At 68.9% G+C, this 23667-nt stretch carries 25 protein-coding genes, 1 tRNA gene and 1 pseudogene; 7 read left to right on the top strand and 20 right to left on the bottom strand.

All coding sequences use genetic code 11. The features are described 5' to 3' along the window. Positions 1-421: 421 nt before the first annotated feature. The 4 genes from F4X11_03045 to F4X11_03030 form a co-directional block, all read right to left on the bottom strand. Positions 422-1279 carry a hypothetical protein gene (locus F4X11_03045; GenBank protein MYN63991.1) on the bottom strand — a complete coding sequence of 286 codons (858 nt, stop codon included), beginning with the start codon at positions 1277-1279 and terminating at the stop codon, positions 422-424. Between the two features lie 127 nt (positions 1280-1406). Then, a complete protein-coding gene (locus F4X11_03040) occupies positions 1407-2564 on the bottom strand; it encodes an ABC transporter permease (protein MYN63990.1) in 1158 nt (385 codons plus the stop codon). 12 nt (positions 2565-2576) lie between these two features. Beyond that, entirely contained in the window at positions 2577-3836 is a 1260-nt protein-coding gene (locus tag F4X11_03035) for an ABC transporter permease (protein MYN63989.1), read from the bottom strand. Continuing rightward, on the bottom strand, positions 3833-5029 hold the full coding sequence (locus tag F4X11_03030) for an ABC transporter ATP-binding protein (protein MYN63988.1): 1197 nt from the start codon (positions 5027-5029) through the stop codon (positions 3833-3835). The genes F4X11_03035 and F4X11_03030 overlap by 4 nt, the downstream gene beginning before the upstream one ends. Here F4X11_03030 and F4X11_03025 point away from each other — a divergent pair. Beyond that, positions 4995-5708, top strand: a complete 714-nt coding sequence (locus F4X11_03025; GenBank protein MYN63987.1) for a hypothetical protein — start codon at positions 4995-4997, stop codon at positions 5706-5708. The two genes, F4X11_03030 and F4X11_03025, sit on opposite strands and share 35 nt — an antisense overlap. Before the next feature lie 38 nt (positions 5709-5746). Here F4X11_03025 and F4X11_03020 read toward each other — a convergent pair whose 3' ends face one another. After that, on the bottom strand, positions 5747-8098 hold the full coding sequence (locus F4X11_03020) for an ATP-binding protein (protein ID MYN63986.1): 2352 nt from the start codon (positions 8096-8098) through the stop codon (positions 5747-5749). On the opposite strand from F4X11_03020, the gene F4X11_03015 reads away from it, so the two are divergent. Continuing rightward, entirely contained in the window at positions 8072-8896 is an 825-nt protein-coding gene (locus F4X11_03015; GenBank protein ID MYN63985.1) for a hypothetical protein, read from the top strand. The two genes, F4X11_03020 and F4X11_03015, sit on opposite strands and share 27 nt — an antisense overlap. A gap of 11 nt (positions 8897-8907) precedes the next feature. Here the strand turns inward: F4X11_03015 and F4X11_03010 are convergent, their stop codons facing one another. The 6 genes and pseudogenes from F4X11_03010 to F4X11_02985 all read right to left on the bottom strand — a co-directional run bounded on the left by F4X11_03010 (position 8908) and on the right by F4X11_02985 (position 12711). Continuing rightward, positions 8908-9522 carry a hypothetical protein gene (locus F4X11_03010; protein ID MYN63984.1) on the bottom strand — a complete coding sequence of 205 codons (615 nt, stop codon included), beginning with the start codon at positions 9520-9522 and terminating at the stop codon, positions 8908-8910. Position 9523: 1 nt separating this feature from the next. Next, on the bottom strand, positions 9524-10531 hold the full coding sequence (locus F4X11_03005) for a DUF559 domain-containing protein (protein ID MYN63983.1): 1008 nt from the start codon (positions 10529-10531) through the stop codon (positions 9524-9526). Positions 10532-10750: 219 nt separating this feature from the next. Beyond that, positions 10751-10918, bottom strand: a pseudogene (locus F4X11_03000) (type II toxin-antitoxin system VapC family toxin). Positions 10919-10926: 8 nt separating this feature from the next. Further along, entirely contained in the window at positions 10927-11199 is a 273-nt protein-coding gene (locus F4X11_02995; GenBank protein MYN63982.1) for a type II toxin-antitoxin system Phd/YefM family antitoxin, read from the bottom strand. A gap of 26 nt (positions 11200-11225) precedes the next feature. Further along, on the bottom strand, positions 11226-12302 hold the full coding sequence (locus F4X11_02990) for a hypothetical protein (GenBank protein MYN63981.1): 1077 nt from the start codon (positions 12300-12302) through the stop codon (positions 11226-11228). Further along, entirely contained in the window at positions 12238-12711 is a 474-nt protein-coding gene (locus F4X11_02985; GenBank protein MYN63980.1) for a hypothetical protein, read from the bottom strand. Before F4X11_02985 ends, F4X11_02990 begins: the two co-directional genes overlap by 65 nt. A gap of 317 nt (positions 12712-13028) precedes the next feature. Here F4X11_02985 and F4X11_02980 point away from each other — a divergent pair, with 317 nt between their 5' ends. Continuing rightward, positions 13029-13277, top strand: coding sequence for a hypothetical protein (locus tag F4X11_02980; protein ID MYN63979.1), 249 nt, complete (start codon positions 13029-13031; stop codon positions 13275-13277). Continuing rightward, on the top strand, positions 13270-14025 hold the full coding sequence (locus tag F4X11_02975) for a nucleotidyl transferase AbiEii/AbiGii toxin family protein (GenBank protein ID MYN63978.1): 756 nt from the start codon (positions 13270-13272) through the stop codon (positions 14023-14025). The genes F4X11_02980 and F4X11_02975 overlap by 8 nt, the downstream gene beginning before the upstream one ends. A gap of 85 nt (positions 14026-14110) precedes the next feature. Here the strand turns inward: F4X11_02975 and F4X11_02970 are convergent, their stop codons facing one another. Both F4X11_02970 and F4X11_02965 read right to left on the bottom strand, forming a co-directional pair. After that, positions 14111-14782 (bottom strand): M48 family metallopeptidase, encoded by a 672-nt coding sequence (locus F4X11_02970; protein ID MYN63977.1) that lies wholly within the window; start codon positions 14780-14782, stop codon positions 14111-14113. Positions 14783-14957: 175 nt separating this feature from the next. Then, positions 14958-15239, bottom strand: coding sequence for a hypothetical protein (locus F4X11_02965; GenBank protein MYN63976.1), 282 nt, complete (start codon positions 15237-15239; stop codon positions 14958-14960). A gap of 273 nt (positions 15240-15512) precedes the next feature. Between F4X11_02965 and F4X11_02960 the strand changes: the two genes are divergently transcribed. From F4X11_02960 to F4X11_02950, 3 genes are read left to right on the top strand one after another with little or no spacing between them, the layout of a single operon-like run. Next, positions 15513-15833, top strand: coding sequence for a type II toxin-antitoxin system RelE/ParE family toxin (locus F4X11_02960; GenBank protein ID MYN63975.1), 321 nt, complete (start codon positions 15513-15515; stop codon positions 15831-15833). A gap of 1 nt (position 15834) precedes the next feature. Continuing rightward, complete coding sequence (locus tag F4X11_02955; GenBank protein ID MYN63974.1) at positions 15835-16146, top strand: hypothetical protein; 312 nt, start codon at positions 15835-15837, stop codon at positions 16144-16146. Then, positions 16143-16370, top strand: a complete 228-nt coding sequence (locus F4X11_02950) for a hypothetical protein (protein MYN63973.1) — start codon at positions 16143-16145, stop codon at positions 16368-16370. Before F4X11_02955 ends, F4X11_02950 begins: the two co-directional genes overlap by 4 nt. Positions 16371-16503: 133 nt before the next feature. Here F4X11_02950 and F4X11_02945 read toward each other — a convergent pair whose 3' ends face one another. The 7 genes from F4X11_02945 to F4X11_02915 all read right to left on the bottom strand — a co-directional run bounded on the left by F4X11_02945 (position 16504) and on the right by F4X11_02915 (position 23513). Further along, a complete protein-coding gene (locus tag F4X11_02945) occupies positions 16504-17169 on the bottom strand; it encodes a hypothetical protein (GenBank protein MYN63972.1) in 666 nt (221 codons plus the stop codon). Then, the gene (locus F4X11_02940) at positions 17166-17360 is read right to left on the bottom strand and encodes a hypothetical protein (protein MYN63971.1); all 195 of its coding nucleotides are present in this window, start codon (positions 17358-17360) and stop codon (positions 17166-17168) included. The genes F4X11_02945 and F4X11_02940 overlap by 4 nt, the downstream gene beginning before the upstream one ends. A 397-nt stretch (positions 17361-17757) precedes the next feature. Next, on the bottom strand, positions 17758-18204 hold the full coding sequence (locus F4X11_02935) for a hypothetical protein (GenBank protein ID MYN63970.1): 447 nt from the start codon (positions 18202-18204) through the stop codon (positions 17758-17760). A 337-nt stretch (positions 18205-18541) separates the two neighbouring features. After that, complete coding sequence (locus tag F4X11_02930) at positions 18542-20476, bottom strand: pentapeptide repeat-containing protein (protein ID MYN63969.1); 1935 nt, start codon at positions 20474-20476, stop codon at positions 18542-18544. 472 nt (positions 20477-20948) lie between these two features. Then, a tRNA-Leu gene (locus F4X11_02925) sits at positions 20949-21037 on the bottom strand. 209 nt (positions 21038-21246) lie between these two features. Beyond that, positions 21247-22908, bottom strand: a complete 1662-nt coding sequence (locus F4X11_02920; protein MYN63968.1) for a hypothetical protein — start codon at positions 22906-22908, stop codon at positions 21247-21249. After that, positions 22905-23513 (bottom strand): sigma-70 family RNA polymerase sigma factor, encoded by a 609-nt coding sequence (locus F4X11_02915; protein ID MYN63967.1) that lies wholly within the window; start codon positions 23511-23513, stop codon positions 22905-22907. Before F4X11_02915 ends, F4X11_02920 begins: the two co-directional genes overlap by 4 nt. Positions 23514-23667: the final 154 nt, after the last annotated feature.

Raw genomic sequence — 23667 nt, 5'->3', positions numbered from 1 at the left:
ACTAACTCCCACGACCGCCCCGGGGCGCCCCGGGGCGGCCCGGGGCCGCGCGGGGGGGCGGCGGCGCCGGGGGGGCGGGCGGGCGGGGTGGCCCCCCCCCCCCGGGGCGGCGCCGGCGCCGCGGGCCGCGCCAGCAGGCGTTCCTCATGAACGCGCGCGGCGTTCTCGAGCGCCGCGACCTCCTCCTCGCGCAGAAACTCCCGACCCTCGTACTCCGGCGGCCGTTCCAGCGGCGTCAGCGTCGAGCCGACCCAGATTCCCTGCAGGTCGGGATCGCCCCAGGCCGTCGTCGGCGCCTCCTGGGCCGAGACGGCCACGCCGAGCACCGCGGCCAGCACCACGGCGACGGATGCGGACGACGCCGAACACACGCTTGCCCTCACAGGTCTCCCTCGAATGGACGTCGTCCTCCCCGCGCGTCTCAGTTTCTCTTCGACATCCAGCGTCGTCTCTTGAAGACCACCCGGTCCAGCCAGCCGACCGGCCAGCGGGGCTGAGGAGTGAGCTTGCGGGCATCCTCTTTCGTCGCCGGCGCACCGTCCAGCAGGAGTTCGTCCGGCTGTTTGTACGTGCCGAACAGCAGGTCCGCGACCGGGATGCCGAAGAACCCGGCCACGTTCAGGTTGCACCGGTAGTTCGCGTGATGGGCTTGATGGAATCCGTACGCCGCACGCCACACCCTGCCGAACGTCCGGTTGTTCAGTTTCGGCTTCCACCAGGCATCGTACGGCAGGTGATGGGCAACGTGGACGGTCTCGTACAGAAACAGGGCGATCGCAATGGCGGCGTACCCGCCGATGAGTATCGGGATGTGCGGGAACGAGAAGGCGAAGGGCGCGAAGAACGGCGTGAACGCGGCGAAGGCGGGAATCAAGCCCCAGGGTGGGAACGTGGCCTTGTCGTCGCGCGCCACGTCGCAGATCGGATACTTGCTTCGAACGGTCTTCGTCCCATCATCGAAGCCTATCGATGTCAGCTTGTGGTGCGTGAGGTGACTCGTGCAGAAGGCGCGCAGGAACCTCACCGTCTCGATATGAAGCAGGTAGCGGTGAAAGAAGTATTCCGCGAAACAGAGCAGCAGACTGCAAACCAGGCCCGTGAGAACGATCGCCCCGATGCCCGATGACACCTGCTGGTCCCAGGTCGATCGGAAGAAATATCGCACGAGCGCAAAGACCGCGAGCAGTTGCAGGGCGATGAACGCTGCGAACCAAAGGAGGGCGGCCGGGTGTCTGGTGCGGCTCTCGAAGGAGAGGAAGTTCAAGGTCGGCAGTCTCATCGCGAGAGACTGTAGCCCGAAACGGTGAAGCCGGGCGAGCCGGGCCGCGTCTGCCGCCCCGGCCGCACTCGGAGACACGCCCCGGGCCGCTTCGAGTCTCGCGGGCTCGCCTGCAGGCGCCTCCCTGCTACTGGTAACGGAACGTCCGCGCCGCCGCCGCGCCGCAGACCAGCGCGCCGGTCGCCAGAGCGATGATGTGGGGAATCGCAGCGGCCGGGCCGTAACCGAAGTTCACCAGCAGGTGGAGCGCGTCCATCGTCCAGCCGCTGGGCAGGAACCCCGCGAGCGACTGCATCCAGCCGGGCGTGATCTCGATCGGCCACCAGCAACCCCCGAGCGCCGCCAGCGCCATGGTGCCGATGACGCCGATACCCTCCATCTGGCTCTTGCTGCGCGCGACGTTGGCCAGCAGCAGCGCGAGCGAGGCGTTGAACGCGGCCCAGGCGAACAGGATCACTCCCACCATCCCGATCGCCGCGCCCCAGTCCATCCCGAACAGCACGCGGCCGACGAGCATGGCGAAGCCGATCTGCACCAGGCCGAGCGTCATGCGCGCCAGCCACTTGCCGGCGACGACCGACGCCGGGTGGATCGGGGCCGCGGCCAGGCGGCGCAGCAGGCCCTGCTCGCGCTCGATCACCAGTTGGACCGCGCCGCCCATCAGCACGAGCATCGTGAACATGACCATCGTGCCCGGAATGGCCTGCGAGTAGCCGCTCGGCGGTATCTCGCGCCGGCCGGCCGGGGCGACCTGCAGCGTCACGTGGCGCGGCGCCGCGGCCAGCGCCTCGAACGCCTCGGGCGACGCCCCGCCGTCCTGGATCGAGGTGGCGACCAGGTCGGCCAGCACCGTGTAGACGGCCCGCCCCACGCGCAACTGGTCGTACTGCCGGTTGAGGTCCTCGCCGCGGCGCTCGAACGCGAGTACCGCCTGGTGCCCGTCCAGGATGGAGGCCGTCAGGCCGTCGTAGCCGTCGGCGGGCGCGGGCAGCGTCAACCGGCGCGCGTACCGCGCGGCCTCGTCCGGAGACGCCCGCACCACGGCGAAGTTCTGATCCTCGAGCCGGCGGGTCAGCTCGTCGACCAGGAACCCGCCCTCCTCCGCGCCGACGAGAGCGAGAGCGTCGGGCCGATCGGGATCCGGGGTCCCGAACCCGCCCGTCACGGTGCCGAGGAAGTAGAAGAAGACGATCGGCATCAGGAAGGTCCACAGGACCATCTCGCGCTCGCGGATCAGCATCGCCAGGTCGCGCCCCGCGATGAACCGGACGTCCCGCCACATCATCTCGTCACCCGCTCAACGCATCAGGAAGGCGCCGCGCAGCAGCCGCCCGCAGAGGGCGCCCGCGGCGAGGGCGGGCAGGCCGATGGCCAGCGCCGCCGTCAGCAGGCCCGCTGCGTCCGGCGCGGCCGCCACGATCTCCTTCAGGCGGACCACCGCGATCCCGTTCGGCGTCCAACGCCCGATCGCCGCCATCCACGCCGGCATCGCCTCGAAGGGAAAGAACGAGCCGCCCAGCATCATGGCCGGGAACACGACCAGCGTCGTCAACACGTTGCCCGCCCGCGGGCTGGAGGCGACGAGTTGCAGCAGCACGAAGTAGACGAGCAGCGCCACGCCGGCGAACGTCGTCCAGACAATCGCCAGCGGCGCGTGCGGCAGCGGCAGGTCGAAGAAGACCACCCCGACCGCGATGCCGACCAGCGCGACGGCGCCGACGAGCCCCGCGCCGGCCAGCAGCTTCCCGGCGAGAAAGGCGCTCATCGACGGCGGCGCGAACACCGCGCGGCGCAACGTCCCGAACCGCTTCTCCTCCCAGACGTCGCTGCTGAGGCCCTGCCCGATGAACAGGATCGACATGAAGATGACGCCGGGGAGCACGATGAGGCCCAGGTCGCCGAAACCCGGTGTGCCGGACGCGTCGGACTCGTCGGGTGCGACGTGCTCGACGGTCAGCACCGGCGGCGCCAGCGTGTCGCCGAGCTCCCGCACGCGCGTGTTGATGGTCGTGCTCAGCTCGACGATCGTGTCGTTGGAGAAGAAGTCGCTGTCCGGAGGCGGACCGTCCGCGATGCGGCGGGCCGGCTCGCCGAGCACGCGTTCGCCGTAGAACGCCGCCTCGACGACGATCTCCAGCGCCTCCTCCAGCATGCCGGGAAGAATCCGCTGGGCGGGATTCGTGACGAGCCGGATCTCGACCGTCCCCTCCCCGAGAACCGCCTCCTGCAACCCGGCCGGCAGGATCAGCAGCGCGCTGGCGTCGCCGGCGTCGACTATCCGCCGGCCCTCGTCGCGATCCACGGGCGTGAGGTCGAAGAGCTCCCCCAGCGGCCCCTGGCCGGCGGCCCCGGCGAGCATCCCGCTGACGAACGACTCGTCTTCGTCCGCCACCAGCAGCCGGCCGCGCGGCCCGGCGCCGTCGCCGCCGGAGCTCAGGGCCACGATCATCGCCCCGATGGCCAGCGGCAGCCCGAACCACATGACCAGGGCCGCCGGGTCCGCCAGGCGCCGGCGCAGGTCCTTGGCCGCCGTGATGCCGATGAAGCGCCCGTTCACTCGCGCAGCTCCCGTCCCGTCAGCTTGATGAACAGGCTCTCGAGGCTGGGCCGGCTCAGGGTGGTTTCGCCGACCTGGCCGCCCGCTTCCGTGACAGCCCCGAGAATCGCCGGCAGGCGCCGCGAGGCGGAGCCGGCGGCCAGCAGCAGGGCGCCGGTCTCGATGCTCACCGCGTCGACGTCGTCGAGCGCATCGACGGCGCGGCGCGCCGACTCCGGATCGAAGGCGCCGGTCAGCCGGAGCAGGTCCCGCTCGCCGACCATCGCGCGCAGCTCGTCGAGCGTGCCGGCGGCCAGCAGACGGCCGTGGTCCATGATCGCGAGCCGGTCGCACAGCTCTTGCGCCTCTTCCATGTAGTGGGTGGTGTAGAGAACGCAGGTGCCGGCGGCCACCTCGGCGCGCACCAAGTCGAGCAGACGCACGCGGCTCTGCGGGTCCACGCCGACGGTGGGCTCGTCGAGCAGGAGCACGCGGGGCCGATGCACGATCCCGCAACCGAAGTTCAGGCGCCGCTTCATGCCGCCGCTGTACTTCTTCACCGGCTCCCGCGCGCGGTCGAGCAGCCCGGTCAGCTCCAGCACCTCGCCCACCCGCCGCCGCAGCGCCGGCCCGCGCAGGCCGTAGGCCGCTCCCCAGTAACCGAGGTTGTCCGCGGCGCTCAAGTCCTCGTACAGCGCGAGCTCCTGCGGCACGACGCCGAGGCACCCCTTCGCCGCCCGCGGGTCGAGCGCCACGTCGTGCCCCAGGACGCGGACGCGCCCCGACGACGGGGCCAGCAGGCCGCAGATGCAGCCGATGGTGGTCGACTTTCCCGCTCCGTTGGGTCCCAGCAGCCCGAAGACCGCGCCCTCGCCGGCGACGAGGCTGACGCCGTCGACGGCGACCAGGTCGCCGTAGCTCTTGTGCAGATCCTCGACCTCTATCAAGCCGTTCTCCTGCCTGCTTCGACGCACGCGAGAGGCGCCGTGTTCACGGCGCCGCAATTGCGGATTATCTACCGCTTGACACGGGCCGCCCGCGGTTGTCAGATGAGTCCGGCCGACCACGAGAGCGTTTCCGATGTCCACGCCCCAGCCCGACCATGGACGTACGCCCCGAACCCGCCGCGCGAGAAGAGCCGGCGGCGGCGTGCGTATCGCCTGGACGGTAGCGACGCTCGTGATCGTCCAATCGATCGTGTGCGGCCTGGCCATCCTGCCGGTCGTGGCCGTGTGGGGACCGCTGCTGGCGTGGACTGCCGACAACCCCGTCGCACGGGCGGCTGCCGTGAGCTTCGCCGTCGTCCCATCCTACGCCCTGTTCGCGATCGCCCTGATGTTCGGATCCGCGGCCGCGACCCGCGTGACGGGCTGGCGGACGCGGCCGAACGCTCACATCCGGCTTGCGGATCTCGACTGGCCGCTGCTGGACTGGGTGCGCTACATGGTGGCGATCCATATCGTCCGCCTGTTCGCGGGAACGCTCTTCCGCGGGACGCCCATCTGGAGCGCCTACCTGCGGCTGAACGGCGCCCGCGTGGGGCGCCGGGTATACGTGAACAGCCTGGGGGTGAGCGACCACAACCTGCTCGAGTTCGGCGACGACGTCGTGATCGGCGGCGACGTCCACCTGTCGGGCCACACCGTGGAGGGCGGCATCGTGAAGACCGCGTCCGTGCGGCTGGGAAACCACGTGACGGTCGGACTCGGATCGGTGATCGGCATCGGCGTCACCATCGGTCCCGACGTGCAGATCGGCGCGCTGAGCCTCGTGCCGAAGCACGTGACTCTCGACGGCGGCCGTGTCTACGTGGGGGTGCCGGCGCGGCCCCTCGTCCCGGACGCCTCGCCGGCGGCGGCGCGAGAATCCTCGACGGCGCGGGCCGGAGATTGAGGCACGGTTCGCGGCCGCAGCAGCGTACGCCGGAGAGCCTATTCGGGATCTGTAGTCCTCGCGCGTGCAAGCTCCAGGACCTCTTCCTGGGTCATCGGGCTCCGCGGGTGGTGGCTCAGGCACATCGGGCTGCGCACCCGTTGAAACGCCACGGCGTCGCTTGCCGCGAAGAACTCGCCGGCCCGCAGGCGGGCGATGCCCTGCGCATTGCCGCCCTTCTGCGCGGCCATCTCCCGGGCAGCCGCGATGTGCGCGGGCGCATTGAGCAGGCCGAAGAACTGCGTCGTCGCATTGCCCGGTATCTGGTTGTGCAGCCCCTTCGGCGCCTGCGTGGCGAAGACCAGGCCGAGTCCGTACTTCCGTGCCTGGGAGGCGAGGGCGAGGGTGCTGGCCGTGGTGGCCGTACGGCCCGCCGACGGTGCGAAGGTCTGTGCTTCGTCCATGACGAACAAGCCGCCCAGCGGCCGGTCGCCGGCGGGGTGTTTCTTGACCCAGGCGAAGAGCGCCATCTGCAGTTGATTGACGAACTGCTGCCGCTGCTCGTCGTTCGGCAGTCCGACGAGGCTGATCACGGAAATACGGGCGCGTCGGCCGCTCGCCGGCCGGAGCAGGACCGATGGATCGACGGCCTCGCCGGTACCACCCAGCAGGGGGTCGTTCACGGTCTCGGCGAGCAGCGTCTGGGCGACGTCCGCCGCAATCTTCTCGCCGCTGGCGAGCCGACTGACGCCCGCCGGCAATGCCGACAGGTAGCCGAGGAACTCCTTGAGGACCCCGCCGCCGCGCCGCACGTAGGCGCCCAGGGCCTCCTTCAGCACGGCCCGGCCCTGGCTTAGCTTGGCGCCGGATGCGGGCAGACCCGAGCGCGGAACCAGCGAGGCGACGGCGTTGTCGAGCGCGATCTCGAACTCGTCGGCATCATCGGCCACGTCGCCGAGGCCGGACAACGGTGCGAACGAGAGCGGGCGTCCCGTCGTCAGGCGCGGCGTCCACACGACGACCTCGGTGTCGCGAAGGTAGCTCGCCGCCCGCTCCGCGTCGCGGTCGAGCCAACCCCGGGGAGGCTCGGGCCACGGCAGACCGAGCCGCGCCAGGTCGTTGTTCGGATCGAGGACGACGGCCGAAACGCCCTTCAGCGCGCACTCCTCCACGAGCCGGCGGATCAGAACGGTCTTGCCGGAGCCGGAGCCCGCGAAGATCACCGTGTGGCGCCGGAGGTCCTCGAGCGGCACGGTCACGCGTCGACCCGTGCCTTCGGCGATGCCGATGAGAATGGAGTCCTCGTCGGCCTCCTTGGGCGCCGCGGCGGCCTGGGACGGTGCAGCGATCTTGGGCGGCGCCTCGACCGGGGATGGCACCTCGGCCGGGGATGGCGCCTCGGCTTCGGCCGAAGCAGACGCCCCACCGGTGCCGGCAGGCTCCGGGCTCAGGGGAGCGAGCAGTGTCGTTCCGCTCGCGGGTCGATGCGCTCCCAGCCATGCGGCGAGCCCCTTCGGCTGCTCTTCGAGGAGCTGTTGCAAGGCCCGGAACACCTTGAGGTCAGCCTCCAGCAGCTTCACGACGGCGCCGCCGTGCGCCTCGAACGCGTCGAGCGCCTGACGCGTCTTCCTGCCCTGCGACCACGTTGCGTTGCGCAGGATGAACAGCCGCCTCCGCTCCCCCGAGAGATCGAGCCCGGACGCCGTCACGGCGGCCCGCAGCCGGTGCAGCGCCGCCACCGCGTTGTCGTTCAGCACGGCTCGAAACGACCAATGCACTTCATCATCGGTGTCCGCATCGACTATGCGCCGCAGCCGGGCATGCAACGAGGGGTTCCGTCCGAGCGGCGGATCCACCGAGAAGTCACCCGTCGCGGCGTTCTCCTCCGCCCAGGCCGTCAGGCCGGCCCGCAGCAGCGCAGGCAGACCAGCGTCCACCTGCTTCTCGTCGAGAACATCGGCGACATCCGCCTGCCGCACCAACTGGCTGAACCGCCGGTCAAGCTCGGGGTCGGGCGGCATTTTAGGTGTCGGAGTGCCCGAACCCTGCGGGGGCTCGTTCGGCAACTGTTCCAACTCGGTGACGCGACCGTTCTCCCGACAACGCGCACAGTGGTCCTGAACCGCATTGATCAGGCTGCGCGGCGAGAACAGGGGCGCGTCAGCGAAGGCAGTCGTCCGCACCGGCCAGGTCGGATACGGGGGCGTAAACCCGGCACGAGCGTAGGCCGCTCGGAGGTACGCGGCCACCAGCTCCTCCCCAACCTCCGCCGACGGAATCTCGCGGAGTTGGGCGACCGTCGGAAACCGATGGTGCGCAGACGCGACGGCCTGCTCGCGGATCAGCGTCCAACTGTCGATCAAGCACGACACGACGATCAGCGAGTGCTGCACGTCCTGGGCGAGATCCATGAGTCCGCTCGCCACCTGATCGAGCAGCAATTGCTCCTCGGCGCTGGCAAGCGACCGCCCCAGCGCGACGAGCCCGTCGAGTTGATCGACCGCCACCAAGGTCGTACACCCCGCGGCGCCTATCAGGCGGTCGAACGCGCCGACGACCTCCCGGCACGGAATCTGGCTCGCGCGGATGGAATGCGCGCTCGCCTCGTCAACACCGACTTCCAGCCCCTGGAGCAGCGCGTCGCCAACGTCCTGGTGACCAAAGTCCTCGCTGTTGGTCAGGATGAGCGCAAGCGCCACATCCACGGCGACCCGATCCCCGGGCCGGCGACCGAGATGCGTCTGCAAGCTTCGACGAACGTCCTTCAAGTGCGTGCGGTCGAAGGTTCCCGCCACCAGGTTCTCGGTGTCTGCTCGTTGCAGCCCCATCGCATCGCCCAGACCGTGGAGAACGGCACGCAATTGGGTCCCAGCTTCACCTACCTCGCGATGCAGCGCATCCACGTAGGCGAGCGCCAGACTGTCCCAGAACCGGCGCGCGGTGCTCGGCTGAAAGAGAACGAAGACTTGGCCCTTCTCGATTACCGCATGGCGAACGCGTCCCAGAAAGTGCGACTTGCCGATTCCCGGCCGTCCCTGGATGACCAAGTTGCTGACCGGCACGTCGTTGCGCAGCCAAGCGAGCGCATCCAGGACTTGGCCGAACACCGACGCATGAATGCCGTCGACGTGGACGACGTCGTCGCGCCAAATGTCGTTGCCGGCGGTCGTCGTACGGAATGCGACGTGCCGGAGTGCTCCCAGTTCTGACTCCACAACGCTCACTCCATGCTGATTAAGTGCATGTCGTCCACGCCGATCCGGATCGCCGCATCCCGGTCGGCCGCCGTGAGCCGACGCAGGTCCTCGTGCAGCGTGAGATTGACGTCCTTCTCGCGGAACATCCGTACGATCTCCAGATCCACCTCACGGCGAGGCCAGTCGCCGAGTTGCGTCCGAAGATCACGCAGTTCCACCCAATCCCACGGTCGAGATGCCAGGTTGCGGTAGGCCTGCCGAATCCGATCCGGGAGCGAGGCGGCGGGACCCGCGGCCGCTGGGGCGAACAGCTCCTGAATCACCATCCCCCGCGCCTCGAGTGCGACCTTCAGACCGTTGAGCAGCGCGTACAGCGCACCGCCGGCCGAGCCGGCCCGAGGCGGCGTCTTTGCGTCGAGTTCGGCCACTACCCAGGCCCAGCCGGCATCCGTCAACTCGTGGGCAAAGCCCTTGCCCGGAACCCTGCGGCTCTGGAGGAGTCCCGCCCGGTTGAGCTTGTCGCGCGCGGCCTTCTTCAGGTCGAGCCGATAGCGCTCCTTGAGGTCCGCGTTCCGCGTCTCCCTGTTGAGAGCCATCAGCGCGATCATCACGGCGCGCTCCGGAATCCCATACGTCATCTCACGTCTCCCCTGTCGTAGACCGCCGCCGCTCCTCCAGGAATCGTTCGAGCTCGCCGAGGACGCGCGCCACATCGTCGAGCACCTCGTCGTTCGTGTATCGAAGCACCATGAACCCCTCGCGCTGCAGCGCGCGATCGCGCACTCGGTCGGCGGCGTACTTGTCGGTGTTCAGGTGGTCGGGACCATCGAGCTCGACGACGCACTTCTCCTGAGCCCAGATGAGATCGACCCGGATGGAGTTGGCCAGTACACCCGACGACCAGGTCTGGTTCCAGGCGCGACCCGTGGCCCACGGGGAACGTGAGAGATGCGCCTCCAGGTGCATCTCCGCCTGGCTGAACGCGTTGGGCCGGCCCCGCAACGGCGTCAGGTACGCGGCGCGCGGCACAGCCGGCGGATCCGATGCCGGTACCCGGTCGTACAGCGAAGAACGGGGCACTCGCGCCATGCACGCGGTCGAAGCCCCGAAGAGCCATACGGTCAGCTCGCCGGGCCCGGCGAGCCAGAGCGCGTTCGCTTCCGCGACTTCGATCTGCGCGCTGCTCCAGGTGCCCGTCAGCTCGATCATGACGACCAAGCGTTCATACCCGTAGGCGCGGAGGATCAGCTTCCGGGCCTCGCGCACAACCGTCTCCTGCGCGAACTCGGCCACTCCGACCCGCCGCCCGCACAGCGACGCCTCCGCCACCGCAACGAGAAACGGACCGAACAGGTCCGTGCCGCCGGCTACTCGTTCGCAAATCGCGCGCACGGCGGCCAATCCCGCGCCGCCGGGCCCCGCCAAGTGTTCCGCTTCCGGCAGCCAAGCAGGATACGTGCCCGCGACGGCTTCCGACAACGCCGCGATGACCTGCTCCGTGAGATCGCTCTGGTTCGGACTTGCGGCGTCCACGGCGACCGCCAGGATTGCCGCTCCCACCCCATGGACCGATTCGACGCTCTCTCGCACCGCAACCGGGGACACCTCGGGCCAGCGCACCAGCGGCTCGCGCAGCAACGCTTCCATCTGCGAACCACTCAGAACGGGGTCACGACCGTCATCCGCAGGCACGAGGGCGGATCGTATCCGAACCCCGGGCGGCTTGAGCCGGACCGGCACGACCCGCTTCCGGCTCGCGCCCGCTCGCGGCGATGCCGAATGCGTCGCCACTGATTCGGCGGTCCGACCGGAGGGTCGGCGCCATCGAGCAGACCAGACGCCGAGCACGGACGGGCCGACGATCGCTCAGACCCGGATGAGACGGACATCGTAGTGGGCGAACGTCGAGTCGGCGGTGACCAACGTCAAGCCCTCGATCCGCGCTTGGGCAACCAGCACGCGGTCGAACCGATCACGATGGTGAGGCGGCAGCACGCCGACCGCGAGCGCGTGGGCATGCGTGATGGGTAGCTCCCGGAACGCTATTCTCGGGAATCCCGTCCAGCGGTACGCCCTTCGAACGCGCGCAGCAACTCCTCGTCGAGCGGATCGTCGAAGTCGTCGGGGACGACGAAACGCCCCTCGTCGATCCCGAACACGGGCCGAGTCTCGTCAATCGGCACGAGCCGCGCCACCGGCTGGCCCGACCTTGTGATGATGACGTCTTCTCCGGCGGCAATCTGCTGCAGCAACCGGGAGAGATGCGTCTTGGCTTCGTGAACGCTGACGGTCACGACACGACCGGTATGCTGCATCCTTGTCGATCCGGGCGGTTCGGGCACTAGCGTCGTGAGGCCGCGGCCTTCTGTTCGTAGCGGTTGATGGCGGCTTCGGCCTCGGCGATGGAGTGTCCGACCCCCTCGCCCCTCGACGTCGGCACAGGCCGCCGGCGTGCCGTTCCGTCGTCTTCGGCGGCCGCAGGGTCGATGACGCTCACCTCCAGCCGCCGGTCCGTGCCGCCCGCGCCGACCCAGCGGGCCTCGTAGCGGCGGTTGCGCTCCCCCTCGGCCTCGAACACTTCGATTGGTCTCAGCACGATCGCGGGCCTCGTGTCGCCGCCGGCTCTTCCCTCGGCGGCCATCTCGTACTCGGTGGCAAGCCTCGCGGCTTCTTCCACCGTTCGGATCGGATCGGCAGCGGCTCCCAGCGGCCTGCCGCTCGCGGCATCCTCCCCCGCGTCCGCCGCCGGGTCGCTCACGCTGAGCTCGACCACGGTTCGCCCCACGGCGTCCTGCCGCTCGATCGCGTCGTACCTCCGGCCCTCGGTGCCCTTGCCTTCAAGCCGGCCCGCCGACCGCAGGCGCAGCAGCGCCGGGGCTTCGCCGCGCTTGGCACGCGCGTCGGCCAGCGCGTCGGCCACCCGCTGGCGGGTGGTGCCAGGCAGCGGCATGCCCGGGTAGACGGTCTCGTAGATGCGCTCGGCCGCGCGGCCCGTGCTGATCCGCAGCACGTTTCCCAGGTGGGCGATGTCGTCCATGTCGACGTCGCGCCCGGCGAGCATCTTCATTGCAAGCAGGTGCTCGGCGGACGCTCCGGTCACCACCAGCCCGGGGCTGTTGAACATCGTCACCGCCCGCTCGTCGGCGGTCTCCGGCAGGAACAGCGCCGCCTTCTCGTTCAGCCAGTCCTCGGGCAGTCCGTTCCGGCGCCCGACCCGGGCAGCGGCGGCCAGCACCTCGGCCTTTGCCTCGGCAATGCGGCCGTCGACGTCGTTGGTCGACCGGTCTCTGCCGAATCCCGCGATGAGCGCCGCCCCCCCGACCACGTAGACGTGGCCGCGTACGCGCTTGCGCTCAAGCTCTTCGGACAGCTCGCCGAAGAGCCTCGTGATACGGCTGCGATCCAGGGACCCAGACATGCCGTTCCCCCCCTCGTGCGTCCAGGCTGGTCGGATCGGCGAGGGCGCCGTGCCGGATGAACGCCGCCGGCGCGTAGGCCGTCGTCTGCATCATCATCGCCCGCCCCGAGGTGAAGACGTGCGGCACGCTCCGGAACCGCTCCTGTTCCTGGCTCCACGCCGGCGCCGTCAGGCCGTGCAACTCGCACACGTGCTCGACGGTCGCCGCCAGAAGCTGGTCCCACGGCGTGCCGGTCAGCGGAGGCCGTTCGCGCAGCAGGGCGTTGCGCTCTGCGTCCGACAGGTCCATCAGGGAGCGCGGCAGCTCGTGCAGGTGCAGCCGCAGCAGTTCGCCCTCGGTCCATCCCTCCACGACGGCTTGAGCGTAGTCGCGCATCCGAGCACGCCCCCGGCGCGGCTGCTGCGTCATTGCCGCCATTCTATGCGACATGCTTCCCCGCCCGAGCGGGGTCTTCCGACGCGTCGATCAGTCCCGATGTGGTACACCTTCGGGCTCCGCCGTCGCCGCGGCCGAGGACGGAGCCGGAGACAAACTCCTCAGGGTGATATGATGACATGACATCAGGCTTTCTCGACATCTGAGCGGAAAGCAAACAGATGGACACGCGGCGGGCGGAGCAGGTTCGTACCGCGAAACGGCGGCAGCGGCAACGCGACCGCATCGACGGCTGGAGGCTGTATCAACTCAAGCTGCCCGCCGAGCTCTGCGAGCGCCTCAAGGCCGGCATGCGCGAGGCCGCGTTCGTCGACAGGCTGCACGCCTTCCTGCGGCGCGAGTTGCTGCTCGTCGACGACTATCCGGCTCTCAAGCTGCTGTGCTGGAACCGCCGCATACGGTACATCACCCGCCGCGACGCATTCGCGCTCTACGAACGCAACTGGCGCTTCGTCGACCTTGCCGGCGCCCCCAAGCGGGAACGCATGCTGATCGACGACCTGGCGCGGGAATTCGGCAACGGGCTGATCAATGCCTGAGCGCGGCGCGGCCGGCGGATTCGCCGCACCGCCGCCCGGCGCGATCGGCGCAGCCCCATTCCGCCGTCCGTGGCATCGGCTCGTCGCCCGGGTGCTCGCCTCTCTGAACCGGACGTTGCTCGCTTCGGCCCACTGCTACTTCGGCGGCGGCACCCGGATCGTGATGGAGCTGGACGAGTTTCGCGAATCCGTCGACGTCGACTTCCTCTGCTCGGACCGCTCGGGCTATCGGCTGCTGCGAAACACCGTCACCGCACGCTCGCTCGGCGAGATCTTCACCGACGACTACGACCTGATCCGGGACGTCCGCCGTGACATGTACGGCATACGGACGTTCCTCCGCGTGGACGGTGAACCGGTGAAGTTCGAGATCGTTTTCGAAGGACGCCTGTCTCTGTCCGGCGCCGCCCCCGGGCTGTTCCCGGTGGAGGCACTCGACCAGACCTCCTGCATCGCGGAGAAGCTGCTCGCGCACGCCGACCGGGGACTGGACGACTCCACGCACGCCCGCGATCTCGTAGACCTCGCCTTCATGGCCGCGAGCTGGCCGGCTGAATCCTGGGCCCCCGCGATGGAGGCCGCCGAATCGGCGTACGGCGCCGTGGTGGTGCGGGAGCTCGACGCCGGCCTTTCACGATTCGGGGATCGGACCCGCCGCCGGCGCTGCGTGGAGGCGCTCGGCATCATGGACAAGCGCACGCTGGCACGGGGACTGCGTGTTCTGAGGAGGCGCCTGACGGCGCCATGACCCGGCCCCGCGACACCGTGCCGCTACCAAGCCAGCCCAACACCCCGCTGCCGCAGGTCCTCCCGGCGCCGCTCGTGGTCGGGCATCACCCCCTCCCAAGTGCCTGCCAGTAGTCGCGGCCGTGTCCGCGGTAGCGCAAGTGCACCAACTCGTGGACGACGACGTAGTCGACCAGGCGCATCGGCGCCTGGATGATGCGCCAATTCAGCCGGATGGTGCCGCCATGGTCGCAACTGCCCCACCGCTTCTGCTGATCGGCGATGACGACGCGGGGCATCGCGACGCCGACCTTCGCTCGCCAAACCTCGACCCGCTCCGGTAGCCGCTCGGCCGCGTGACGGCGGAACCAGGACACGAGGTTGCCCCGAACGTGCGCCGTCTTTTGCGCTCCCGCCGGCGCGGGTACATGCAGCCAGCCGCCGCGCAGCTTCGCGTGCCCGGCCTCGTTCGAATGCACCTTGAGGCGATAGTGCCGCCCGAGATACTGGACGCTCTCGCCGCTGACGAACTCCCGCGACGACGGCGGCGGGTCGTGCGATTGGACATGCCGGCGGCGCCGGACGATCCAGGCCGCCTTCCGGCGCACGACCGCATCCAGCCGGCTGGTCGAGAAGCTCTCCGGGGCCACGAGCAGCACGTCGCCCGCCGGGTCCACGGTGACCGCCACCGTTTTCTTCCGCCGGGCGCTGCGCCGAATGGCGTACGGCAGGCGCGTGCCGCCCCAGGTGATCGCGGAGGTCTCCAGGTCGCCGGTCATCAATCGGTCCGCACCTTGGCGAGGTCCACGATGTCGGCGGCCAGAGACTCGACCACGTCGTGTTCGATGCCGCCGGCGCGTAGCCGACGCTTGATCTGACTGCGCATCTGCCGCTGCACGTCGTCCTTCTGCTGCCAGTCGACGAGATCGGTGAACGGCGTGACGGCCTCGTCGATCAGCGAGGCCAGGCCCCGGTTGGCGACGTCCTACGTGACGGTCCTTTCCTTCGCCTTTCGCGGACGCTGCTTCTCCAGCAAGCCGTAGATGGCGAACCCGCGTGCGTCGAGCTCCGGTCCTTCCAGGTCGTGTCGGCTTCCTGGTAGCGGCGGAGCTGCTTGACCGCTTCGGCCTTCCAGGCGGCGCCGATGGTCGGACTCTTGCACTCGATGACCACAAGCGGAAGGCCGTTGACAAACACGACGACGTCGGGGATGACGTGCTTCTTCGACCCGAGCACCCTGTACTACCAGGTGACGATCCACTCGTTGCGATCGGGGTGATCGAAGTCGAGGAACCGGACCGTGTAGCTCTTGCAGCCGTCGCCGCGATCCTGCTCCTGAACCGACTTGTTGCGACCCGGCAGAGTACCACGCGTGGCTGTTCGGCGCGAGGATGCGATCAGGCGCCGCTACAGAGCGCTGTCGCCCCGGGTGACGCGGGCGGGGATAGCGGTCCGGCGTTCCCGGCCGCGTGAATTATCATTTGTGATATATGTGCTCAGTGGTCCGCGATGCCGCTGAACGTCCGTGAGTACCAGACTGCCGACGGAGAGAGCCCGTTCCGCAGATGGTTGGGGACGCTCGACCGCTCAGTCAGGGCCCGGATCCAGGCGCGCGTGCTTCGCTTCGAGGCCGGGAACCTCGGCGACCACAAGAGCGTGGGAGCCGGCGCCCTTGAGGCGCGCGTCATGACCGGCTCCGGTTACCGGATCTACTTCGCCCGAGACGGCGCATCGCTCGTGCTGCTCCTCGCCGGCGGGACGAAGGCGTCGCAGCGGAAGGACATTCGCCGCGCTCAGGACTACTGGCGAGACTACTTGCAGAGGACGTGACATGGCACGACGCAGCCGAGACTGGAACGAGGGACTGGCGCAGGACCTTCGCGACCCCGAGTTCGCGCGCGATTTCCTCCTCGCGGCCATGGACGAGGGCGTCCCGATCCAGACCGCCCTCGGGAAGGTGATTCGGGCGATGGGCGTCAAGGAGTTCGCCGAGCAGGCGCAGATGGCGGGTCCGAACGTGCTCCGAGCGATTCACCCGCGGCACAACCAGACCCAGGCCACGTTGAACCGGCTGCTGAAGCCGCTCCGGCTGCGGCTGAGTCTGGCCAAGCTCGGTGGTCCCGACGGCCGTCACGCCGCATGAGGGCCAAGCCGCAGCCAAGCGCCGCCACTGCCCAGGTCGTCACCAACGGCCTTCTCGAATCGCAGCGAGGACTTACCGTAGCGGGTGATCGCCACCTGTTCGCCGTTCTCGACATGGACATGCTGCTCCGGATGCAGGCCTGGCACGACGCCGCGCGCATGCGCGCCCGGGCGAGCAAGCTCGCTGTCGAGCGGTACGAGCCGACCCGATCTCGATCTCTCTAAGCGATGCCCATACATCCCCACCCTTGGGATGATGCGCAGGCGGCCTTGAAAAGGAACTGGCGCAGGACTGGGAGCGCCCTACGTGGAGGCGCACTCGACGAGCCGGGCGAGCGTGTTCAGCCCGACACTGCTGTCACCCCGCACGACGTTGGATCCTGCATGGCCTCCAATTCCTCGTCCAGTGCTCGTCCGTCTGCACGTGACCGACGCGAACGCTCTTGCAGACGTTGTCCTGGAACTCCGCCGCCGGAAACCCGCGCTCCAGCCGCAACACGACGCCCTCCCGCTCGCCGCCCAGCACGGACGGCGACTCGTGAGCGCGTGCGATGAAGTCCCGTATCTCCTCCACCGACCGGAAACGGCCGCGGAACAAGACCGGCACGACGGGAACATCATGCCGGTTCGCATACGCCTCGAGATCGGGAAAGGCCCCAAATGCGCCGTCGCCGGCCCGAATCGCGAAGGCATGGAACGTCCTGTCCTCGGCCACGGGTTCGTAGGCGATGCTGTGCACCCCGTAGATGTCCTCGCCGTAGAGATAGACGTCGGGCTCCCGTACCTTCCAGGCATGGTGTTTCTTCACCATGGCCATCCACTTGCCGTCTGACGGCGCGGACACGCTGCGCGCGTAGACCTTGCCGTCGTGCAGCAACGTGTTGCCGCCGTCGAGCTTCTCCGTCACCACGACCGCGTCCTCCAGGAATCGGGCCGGGTTTCGGTGCACGTCGTCGCCTCTCGCGATTGCCGGCGACCACGGCCAGTACGGAGTACTCGGGTACTTCGCCCGGAACGATCTCATCGACTGTCACGCGCGACGAGAACGGGCTCGACCTCGGCGAGCTTCACGCGAATCGGTCCCCCGTCGTGTCCCGGATCGCCGTCGATGCGGACGGTGACCACCTGTTGCCGGTCGTCGGCGGACGTCACGGTGCCCGTCTGGCCCTCCAGGACGGACGGAAAGACGATTCGCACCCGAACGCCGGCGTGCACGCCGGAATCGTCGGGACGCGGTGATGCTGCTTCCTTGCTGGCGGCCCGACACGTCGAGCACGTGGCTCCGAACGCCGACACAGCACACAGGAGGCCGACGGTCTCACCGCGTGGGGGTCGGAGACGTTGGCCGCACAACGTCCATCCCTCCCACTCGGGATCCTCCAGATGGACCTCGGACATCGCCAAAGAACGCTGGTCTGCTGCTTTGCTGAACATCTCGTTCCTCGATCCGTCTTCGAGTGGCACCCGGCCGCTGGGTATCCGGGGACGTCCACCCCTGGTGTACGGCCCTCGACGGCGCGCAGCGAATCCTCTTCGAGGCGCATGCGCCGCGCGACAAGGTGCGCGGCACTCGACGAGCACGAGACGACCTGCGACCTGACGGACCTCGTCGCTACTGGCCCCGGTACTCCTCCTCGCTCACGGGACCGAACCAGGAGGTCGGTCCGCCGTCGCCGCCGCCGAGGACGGTGAGCTGCACGACATGCTCGTCGGGCGACGCGCCGTGCCAGTGCTCGACGCCCGCCGGGGCGAAGACCGGACGCCCGCCGGGCACCATCTCGATGATCTCCCCGCCGCGCTCCTGCGTGCGGCCCCGGCCCTCCTCGGCAGCCAGGATCTGCCAGCCGGCATGGGCGTGCCAGTTCGAGCGGACCCCGGCCTCGAAGCGCAGCCGAAGCGCTCGCATGTCGGACGAGTCCGGCCGACTCGGCTCGCCGCCGACGAAGTTGCTCTGGGAAGCCGCGGTCGTCGATGGCTGGCCGAACGCGAAGATCGCGAACCCGCCAGCCGCCATGACGGCGAGCAGGACGCTCAACCGGGTCTGAGCCTGTCGCTTCATGATGACTCTCCCTTCTTCGCCTGCCCTGTATCAGGGTGGGCGTACTTCTCACTATACTCGCGGACGCACCTCTCTGCGACGTAGATGCGCTCCTCCTCCGAGCGTACCTGTCTTCGCCAGTCTCGATACGACGAACGAAGTTCGCGTTGCGCAAGCCGCCAGCGAGCGGTTGGACGTGGACGAGGCGGCCTCGAGAAAACGCGCGGCGCACCATGCGCTCGGTCTCGGCGGCCGGAATCAATCGACGCGGCTCAGAATGGACCCACCGGGCGTTTCGGGGGGGAGTCGTAGCGGGCCACGGCTGCCGGCTTGCCTGTCCGCGGTCAACTTCATCCGGCTACCGGCCCCTCTCCCGATACCAACTCTCCACGACCTCCTCAGCGAGTCCGCCCCGCCCCGGCACGTCGCTCCTACGCAAGAACCCAGGATCAAACGAGAACGCTTCGCGGAGCTCCCGACGGTACTCCGCCACCCACAACCCGGCATCCTCCTCGGTGTACATGCCGACGGCAGGACCCTCGCCACGACTGTCACCATGCTCGAACATCTCGACCCTCGCCGAGTACGGATGATCCTCTGTCGCCCCGCTGCACGGCCCGTCCGGGCCGCCCCTAGGTCGTCGTGGCCCTCCCCTGCGGTTCGACTCGCAAAGGGCGAACAGCCGGGTAGGGCGCCCCGCGCCTCCTCCGATGCGCTCCGCCAACGACGTGTCGCGGTAGAAGCGGCCAGCTGCAGCTTCAAGCCGCTCCTCATCCAGAGGCATCCACGCGGGAACCGGTGGAGGGTACACTGCATACCAGAGTTCGAGCTCGGCCCGGCTCTGGGCATCCGCTTCCCAGCCTTCGCTCAAGGAAGAGGGACTCGGCAAGCGTGCGTTGACTCCGATGAACTGGGCGTGGTCATAGTAGAATCCCTGCGTTCCGGTCACTGAGGTACGGGTCCCGTCCAGGTTGACGTACAGGATGTACGCTCCCTCGAAGCGCGCGTCGGTCAAGTCTGCATCCGCCAACTGCGTTCCCAGCAGGACCGCTCCTCGAAGCGTCCCTCCCGCCAGGTTCGCTCCAGTGAGATGCGTTCCGGAAAGAAATGCGCCGTCCAGGCTAGCACCGGAGAGATCTGCATTGTCCAGATGCGTGCGCGTCAAGTCCGCGCCCTGGAGCTGCCCGGCCGGGAAGGATGCCCGTTGGAGCTCGGCGTCCGACAAGTCGGCGGCGTGAAACTCAGCACCCACAAGGTTCACCCCATGGAGCGTCGCGCCCTGAAGCTGGGCCCCCTGAAGCTGAGCACCGCGCAGATCGGCTCCTTCCAACCTCGCTCTTCTCATGACTGCGCCTTGCAGTTGGGCGTCCGTCAGAATCGCGTTACATAGAATCGACTCGGACAGATTCGCATCCACGTACGAGCGCCCAGCCAGGTTCAGCGCAAGCGTCCCGTCTCCGCACGCCTCTTCGGGATTGGCCGCTTCGGACCGGAGGTACAGCCGTCTATTCTGCACATCGAGCGAACGCGCCGACTCCAACCATCTGCCGAGCCCTCCGAGCCACGGGCTTCCGTCTGCCCACGCCGCATTTCTGAGAGTGAGGGCCAAAGGGCCAACCATAAGAAAGACCAACGCTATCAGCGACATCCAACCCAGAGAATTCAACCTGCCCAGGGCACGGCGGTCCGGATAGAGTCTTCTGATTGTCGGCCAAACGGACCCGACCATGACGAGGTCGGCAATCAGGACAAACGAGTGCATGTCCGTGATCCAGCGGCTCTGGAAATCCAGGAACTGCGTCCGGACCACCCCGAGCGTGACGAGCGGCAGTATGGAAATCGTAAGGAAGACGAAGAACTTGAGCACCCATTGCGGCACCACCGACGAATAACCCGTGGCAATCTGCACCAGCGGAACGGCCAACGGGAGCCGCAGCATCTCCTCTCTCGGCGGACCGGCTTGTTGCGACGGCAGCGCGCGTCTGTAGTCGGTTACCTTGCCGGCGAGAAAGGATGCCTGGATCAGGACATTCAAGTGCAGCAGGAACAGGATCCAGGGCGCGCCGATGAAGTAACGAGATGCCTGCACACTCAAGTTCAGGACTGGCGCACGCAGGGGACCATCCTTGAACAGAAGTTCGTCGTCCGCGGACAGCGCAATGATGAGAAGGTAGAGAGCTACTATCGTGAAGGATACAAAAACTGTACGAAAGAGCCGTGCGCTGTCATTCACCGCCCGCAGCAGTTCCAGGTTGCGCGGGGTATCGTATGGAGTGGACGAGTTGCCGGTCATGGTCCAACGGGTACGGTAGATCGACGCACCGGCAGCCGGCCACCCGGGGGCTCCGGGCCGGCGTCCGGGTCACTCGCTCGTGCAACTCGACTCGACGGCCTCTGGCAAATCATGGCATCGCATCGCCAACGGAATCCGCGTTCGGGAACGGTCGTCTCACAACACCACCGCAGTCGACGGCCGTCGCACGCCGCAGCGCCGACATCGAGGCCCTGTTGAATTAACGTCGGCGCGGTCGAATCTGTACAGCCGCCCCCGGGAAACGGCTTGACGGGTCGCGCTCATCCGACAGCCGCGTTCCCCGCCCACTCTCATGAACGGGCAGGGGGGCCGTGACGGTACGCGTCCGGTCAGGACGTCGGAAAACAGCCAGCGGAGCAACTGGGAGCATCGCTAAAACGAACTCCTTTGGCAGGTTCTGTTTCGGGCACTCTCCGTGCTGCGTTACTTGGAACCGCGGAAAAACCGGGGATGGTGCCGAGGGTGGGGATCGAACCCACACGGCCCTCACGGGCCACGGGATTTTAAGTCCCGAGTGTCTACCAGTTCCACCACCTCGGCATCGACCGCACCAAGGGCCACCGACTGCAACGGTATGGTACCGTTACGCGACAGGTGACCGCCACCGTTCGGCAAAGTCCCGCCCGACTTCACGCCGAGATGTCCGTGCGCGCCGAAGCCTGGCAAGCCGGGACAAGACGGCCGATCGGATCGAACGCACCGGGCCGACGCGCGAGCGCCTGAAGCCCCCGGTCGCGCCGGGCCGCGGGTCAGACCCGCGCCGTGGCGGCTCCGCCGCCGCGATAGACGGCCAGCGCCCAGGCGAACAGCCCCCCGACACCGATCAGCGTCAGCGCGAGATTAACGATCCAGCCGACGAGGGGCAGGTTGACGGCGACGAAGACGGCGAGCAGGCCGACCAGCAGGGCTAGCGCCGGTCCGCCGGGGCCGCGCGGGCCGAGCAGCGTGCGGCCGAGGAAGAGCGCGATCGGGATCTTGGCCAGGTAGATCCCCAGTGCCCAGAGCGCAAGCGCGACGAGGGCCAACGGCAGGCCGACCAGCGTCAGACCGGCGAGGAGCGCGGCGACCGGCGTGGCGACGACGCAAAGGAATCCGACGCCGAGCGTCCTGAGCACCGCCGGGGGCGTCTCGAACCGGACTGCCGCGGCGCCCGGGGCCGCCCACAGGAACAGCCAGCCCGTCAGGAAGCCCGCGACCAGCCAGACCGCCTGGCCACGGTAGAACGATCCGGTCAGGTAGCGGCTCGGCGAGCTCTCTTCACTCCAAGTACGCACCACCGGTTCGGCGGTGAGCGTCGCGGCGGGATCGATCTGCAGGACGTTCGTATCGGGGACCCGCGCGGTCAGCGTCCCGCCGATGCGACTCCGTGGTCCGACGGCGACGCGGCGGGCGTTGGCGTAGACGTCTCCCTCCACCGCGCCGGTGACGTCGACGCGATACCCGGTGGCCCGCACGCCGCGGCCCACACCGCCCTCGACGGTCAGCGTACTGCTGAAGCTGGCGACGCCGCCGCCGATGCGACTGCCCCCGACGAGGCGCGTGTCCTGTGAGAACGCATAGAGGCTGCCATCCACCCCGCCCTGTACCGTGGCGAACTGGCCGGATACGAAAACGGAACCGCCTACGTCGCCCAACAGGTCCACGGACTGCGCCCACGCGATCACGTTGCCGCGCACCGTGCCGCGGATGACCACGCGCTGCCCGCCGGCGATGAGGTCGCCGCTCACTACGCCGTCCACGAGCACCCGCTCTCCCCGGGCGACGAGCGTGTCGTCGATCACCTCGTCGGCCGCGACTACCACGTCGTCTTCCGACATCCTGCTCACGAAGGCCTCCGCCGGAACCGCGACGGCGGCGAGCACTATCGCCAGCAACGCCGGCAGCGCCACCCGCCGCACACCGCCGGAGAGAGCCAGCACGACGAGAAGCAGCAGAAGCAGCGCCGCAACGGTCTGGCCTGCCACCGTCACCATCGACGCGAACGGCAATCCGTCGAAGGCCACGGCGATGCTCAGGGTCATCCCGGTGAACAGCCAGGTCAGGCGGCCGGACGGATGAAAGGGACTGATCCACTCCAGCGAGGACGGAAGCTGCCATGCGGTGGGAGCTCCCACCAGCCATGCCACCGCGGCCGCGACGACGGCGACCGCGACAGCCAGCGGCGCCAGCCCCCACCAGCGGTCGACGGGCGCGGCAGCGCCGGCGTCCGAAACCACCAGGTCCGGCGCGACGCTCGATTCGTCGAGCGCGCCCTCATGCAGCGCCTCCACGAGCAGCCTGCGCTCGGCGCGCAACTCCGCCAGCGCGGCGCGGCACGACGCGCAACGGCCGACGTGCTCCCGGACGGCCGCGGCCGCGGCCGGCTCGTCGTCCGCCAGCATCATCAAGGTCGGTTCGTCGGGACACGTCATTGGCTCTTCCTGTCCGGCGCGGTCAGCATCCGCCGCAACTGTTTTCGGCCGCGAAACACCAGCACGGCGACGTGACCGGGCTCGATATCGAGGATCGCGCCGATCTCCGCGTAGGCAAGCTCGTGGAAATAGGCCAGCACCAGGGGCACGCGGTACTTGACCGGCAGCGCGGCGACCGCCTCACGGACCTGCCGGCCGCGTTCCCGCGCAAGCAGGGCGGTCAACGGGTCCGGCTCGCGCGCCGGCGCCGCCGCCCGCTCGACGTCCGCCGTGCCGAACAGCCGCGTCTCCCGGCCGCGCCGCCGCAGCCGATCGAGACAGTGATGGCTCGCGACCGCGAGGATCCAGTGCGAGAACGGCCGCTCCCGGTCGTACTGCTCGAAGCGTTGCCGGGCGCGCAGGAACACCTCCTGCGCCGCGTCCTCCGCCTCGTCGGGGGAGCCGAGCAGGTAACGGCAGGTCTGCAGCACGCGCCGGGACTGGGCTCGATAGAGGGTGTCGAAGCCATTGTCGCCGTCGCCCCCCGCCGCCGTCTCCTCCCGCCGAACGCCGGTCATCGCCAGCGGACGGAGCATGCCCCCGGCCAGCGCGGTCACCGCGTTCATCCGCGCGCCCGGCCCTTCCGCATCCCGCTCCCCGGGCGGGACGGCGACACGCCCGGCACTGCCCCGACCCCGAGCACCCGCATCATGCCCATACTACGCACCGCGAGAGGGCGGGATTACGACGCTGCCGGGAGGGGCCGACGGCGACGGCTGC

Source organism: Acidobacteriota bacterium (assembly GCA_009861545.1).
GTDB lineage: Bacteria > Acidobacteriota > Vicinamibacteria > Vicinamibacterales > UBA8438 > WTFV01.
This window is presented reverse-complemented; position numbering and strand designations above follow the sequence as displayed.

Coding starts and splice junctions, on each gene's coding strand:
- F4X11_03045 (MYN63991.1), bottom strand. CDS start 1,279: ATGAGACTGCCGACCTTGAACTTCCTCTCCTTCGAGAGCCGCACCAGA.
- F4X11_03040 (MYN63990.1), bottom strand. CDS start 2,564: ATGATGTGGCGGGACGTCCGGTTCATCGCGGGGCGCGACCTGGCGATG.
- F4X11_03030 (MYN63988.1), bottom strand. CDS start 5,029: ATGGCCAGGCCGCACACGATCGATTGGACGATCACGAGCGTCGCTACC.
- F4X11_03020 (MYN63986.1), bottom strand. CDS start 8,098: ATGGATCTCGCCCAGGACGTGCAGCACTCGCTGATCGTCGTGTCGTGC.
- F4X11_03010 (MYN63984.1), bottom strand. CDS start 9,522: ATGACGTATGGGATTCCGGAGCGCGCCGTGATGATCGCGCTGATGGCT.
- F4X11_03005 (MYN63983.1), bottom strand. CDS start 10,531: ATGGAAGCGTTGCTGCGCGAGCCGCTGGTGCGCTGGCCCGAGGTGTCC.
- F4X11_02995 (MYN63982.1), bottom strand. CDS start 11,199: ATGCAGCATACCGGTCGTGTCGTGACCGTCAGCGTTCACGAAGCCAAG.
- F4X11_02990 (MYN63981.1), bottom strand. CDS start 12,302: ATGTCTGGGTCCCTGGATCGCAGCCGTATCACGAGGCTCTTCGGCGAG.
- F4X11_02985 (MYN63980.1), bottom strand. CDS start 12,711: ATGACGCAGCAGCCGCGCCGGGGGCGTGCTCGGATGCGCGACTACGCT.
- F4X11_02980 (MYN63979.1), top strand. CDS start 13,029: ATGCGCGAGGCCGCGTTCGTCGACAGGCTGCACGCCTTCCTGCGGCGC.
- F4X11_02975 (MYN63978.1), top strand. CDS start 13,270: ATGCCTGAGCGCGGCGCGGCCGGCGGATTCGCCGCACCGCCGCCCGGC.
- F4X11_02970 (MYN63977.1), bottom strand. CDS start 14,782: ATGACCGGCGACCTGGAGACCTCCGCGATCACCTGGGGCGGCACGCGC.
- F4X11_02960 (MYN63975.1), top strand. CDS start 15,513: ATGCCGCTGAACGTCCGTGAGTACCAGACTGCCGACGGAGAGAGCCCG.
- F4X11_02955 (MYN63974.1), top strand. CDS start 15,835: ATGGCACGACGCAGCCGAGACTGGAACGAGGGACTGGCGCAGGACCTT.
- F4X11_02950 (MYN63973.1), top strand. CDS start 16,143: ATGAGGGCCAAGCCGCAGCCAAGCGCCGCCACTGCCCAGGTCGTCACC.
- F4X11_02945 (MYN63972.1), bottom strand. CDS start 17,169: ATGAGATCGTTCCGGGCGAAGTACCCGAGTACTCCGTACTGGCCGTGG.
- F4X11_02935 (MYN63970.1), bottom strand. CDS start 18,204: ATGAAGCGACAGGCTCAGACCCGGTTGAGCGTCCTGCTCGCCGTCATG.
- F4X11_02930 (MYN63969.1), bottom strand. CDS start 20,476: ATGACCGGCAACTCGTCCACTCCATACGATACCCCGCGCAACCTGGAA.
- F4X11_02920 (MYN63968.1), bottom strand. CDS start 22,908: ATGACGTGTCCCGACGAACCGACCTTGATGATGCTGGCGGACGACGAG.
- F4X11_02915 (MYN63967.1), bottom strand. CDS start 23,513: ATGAACGCGGTGACCGCGCTGGCCGGGGGCATGCTCCGTCCGCTGGCG.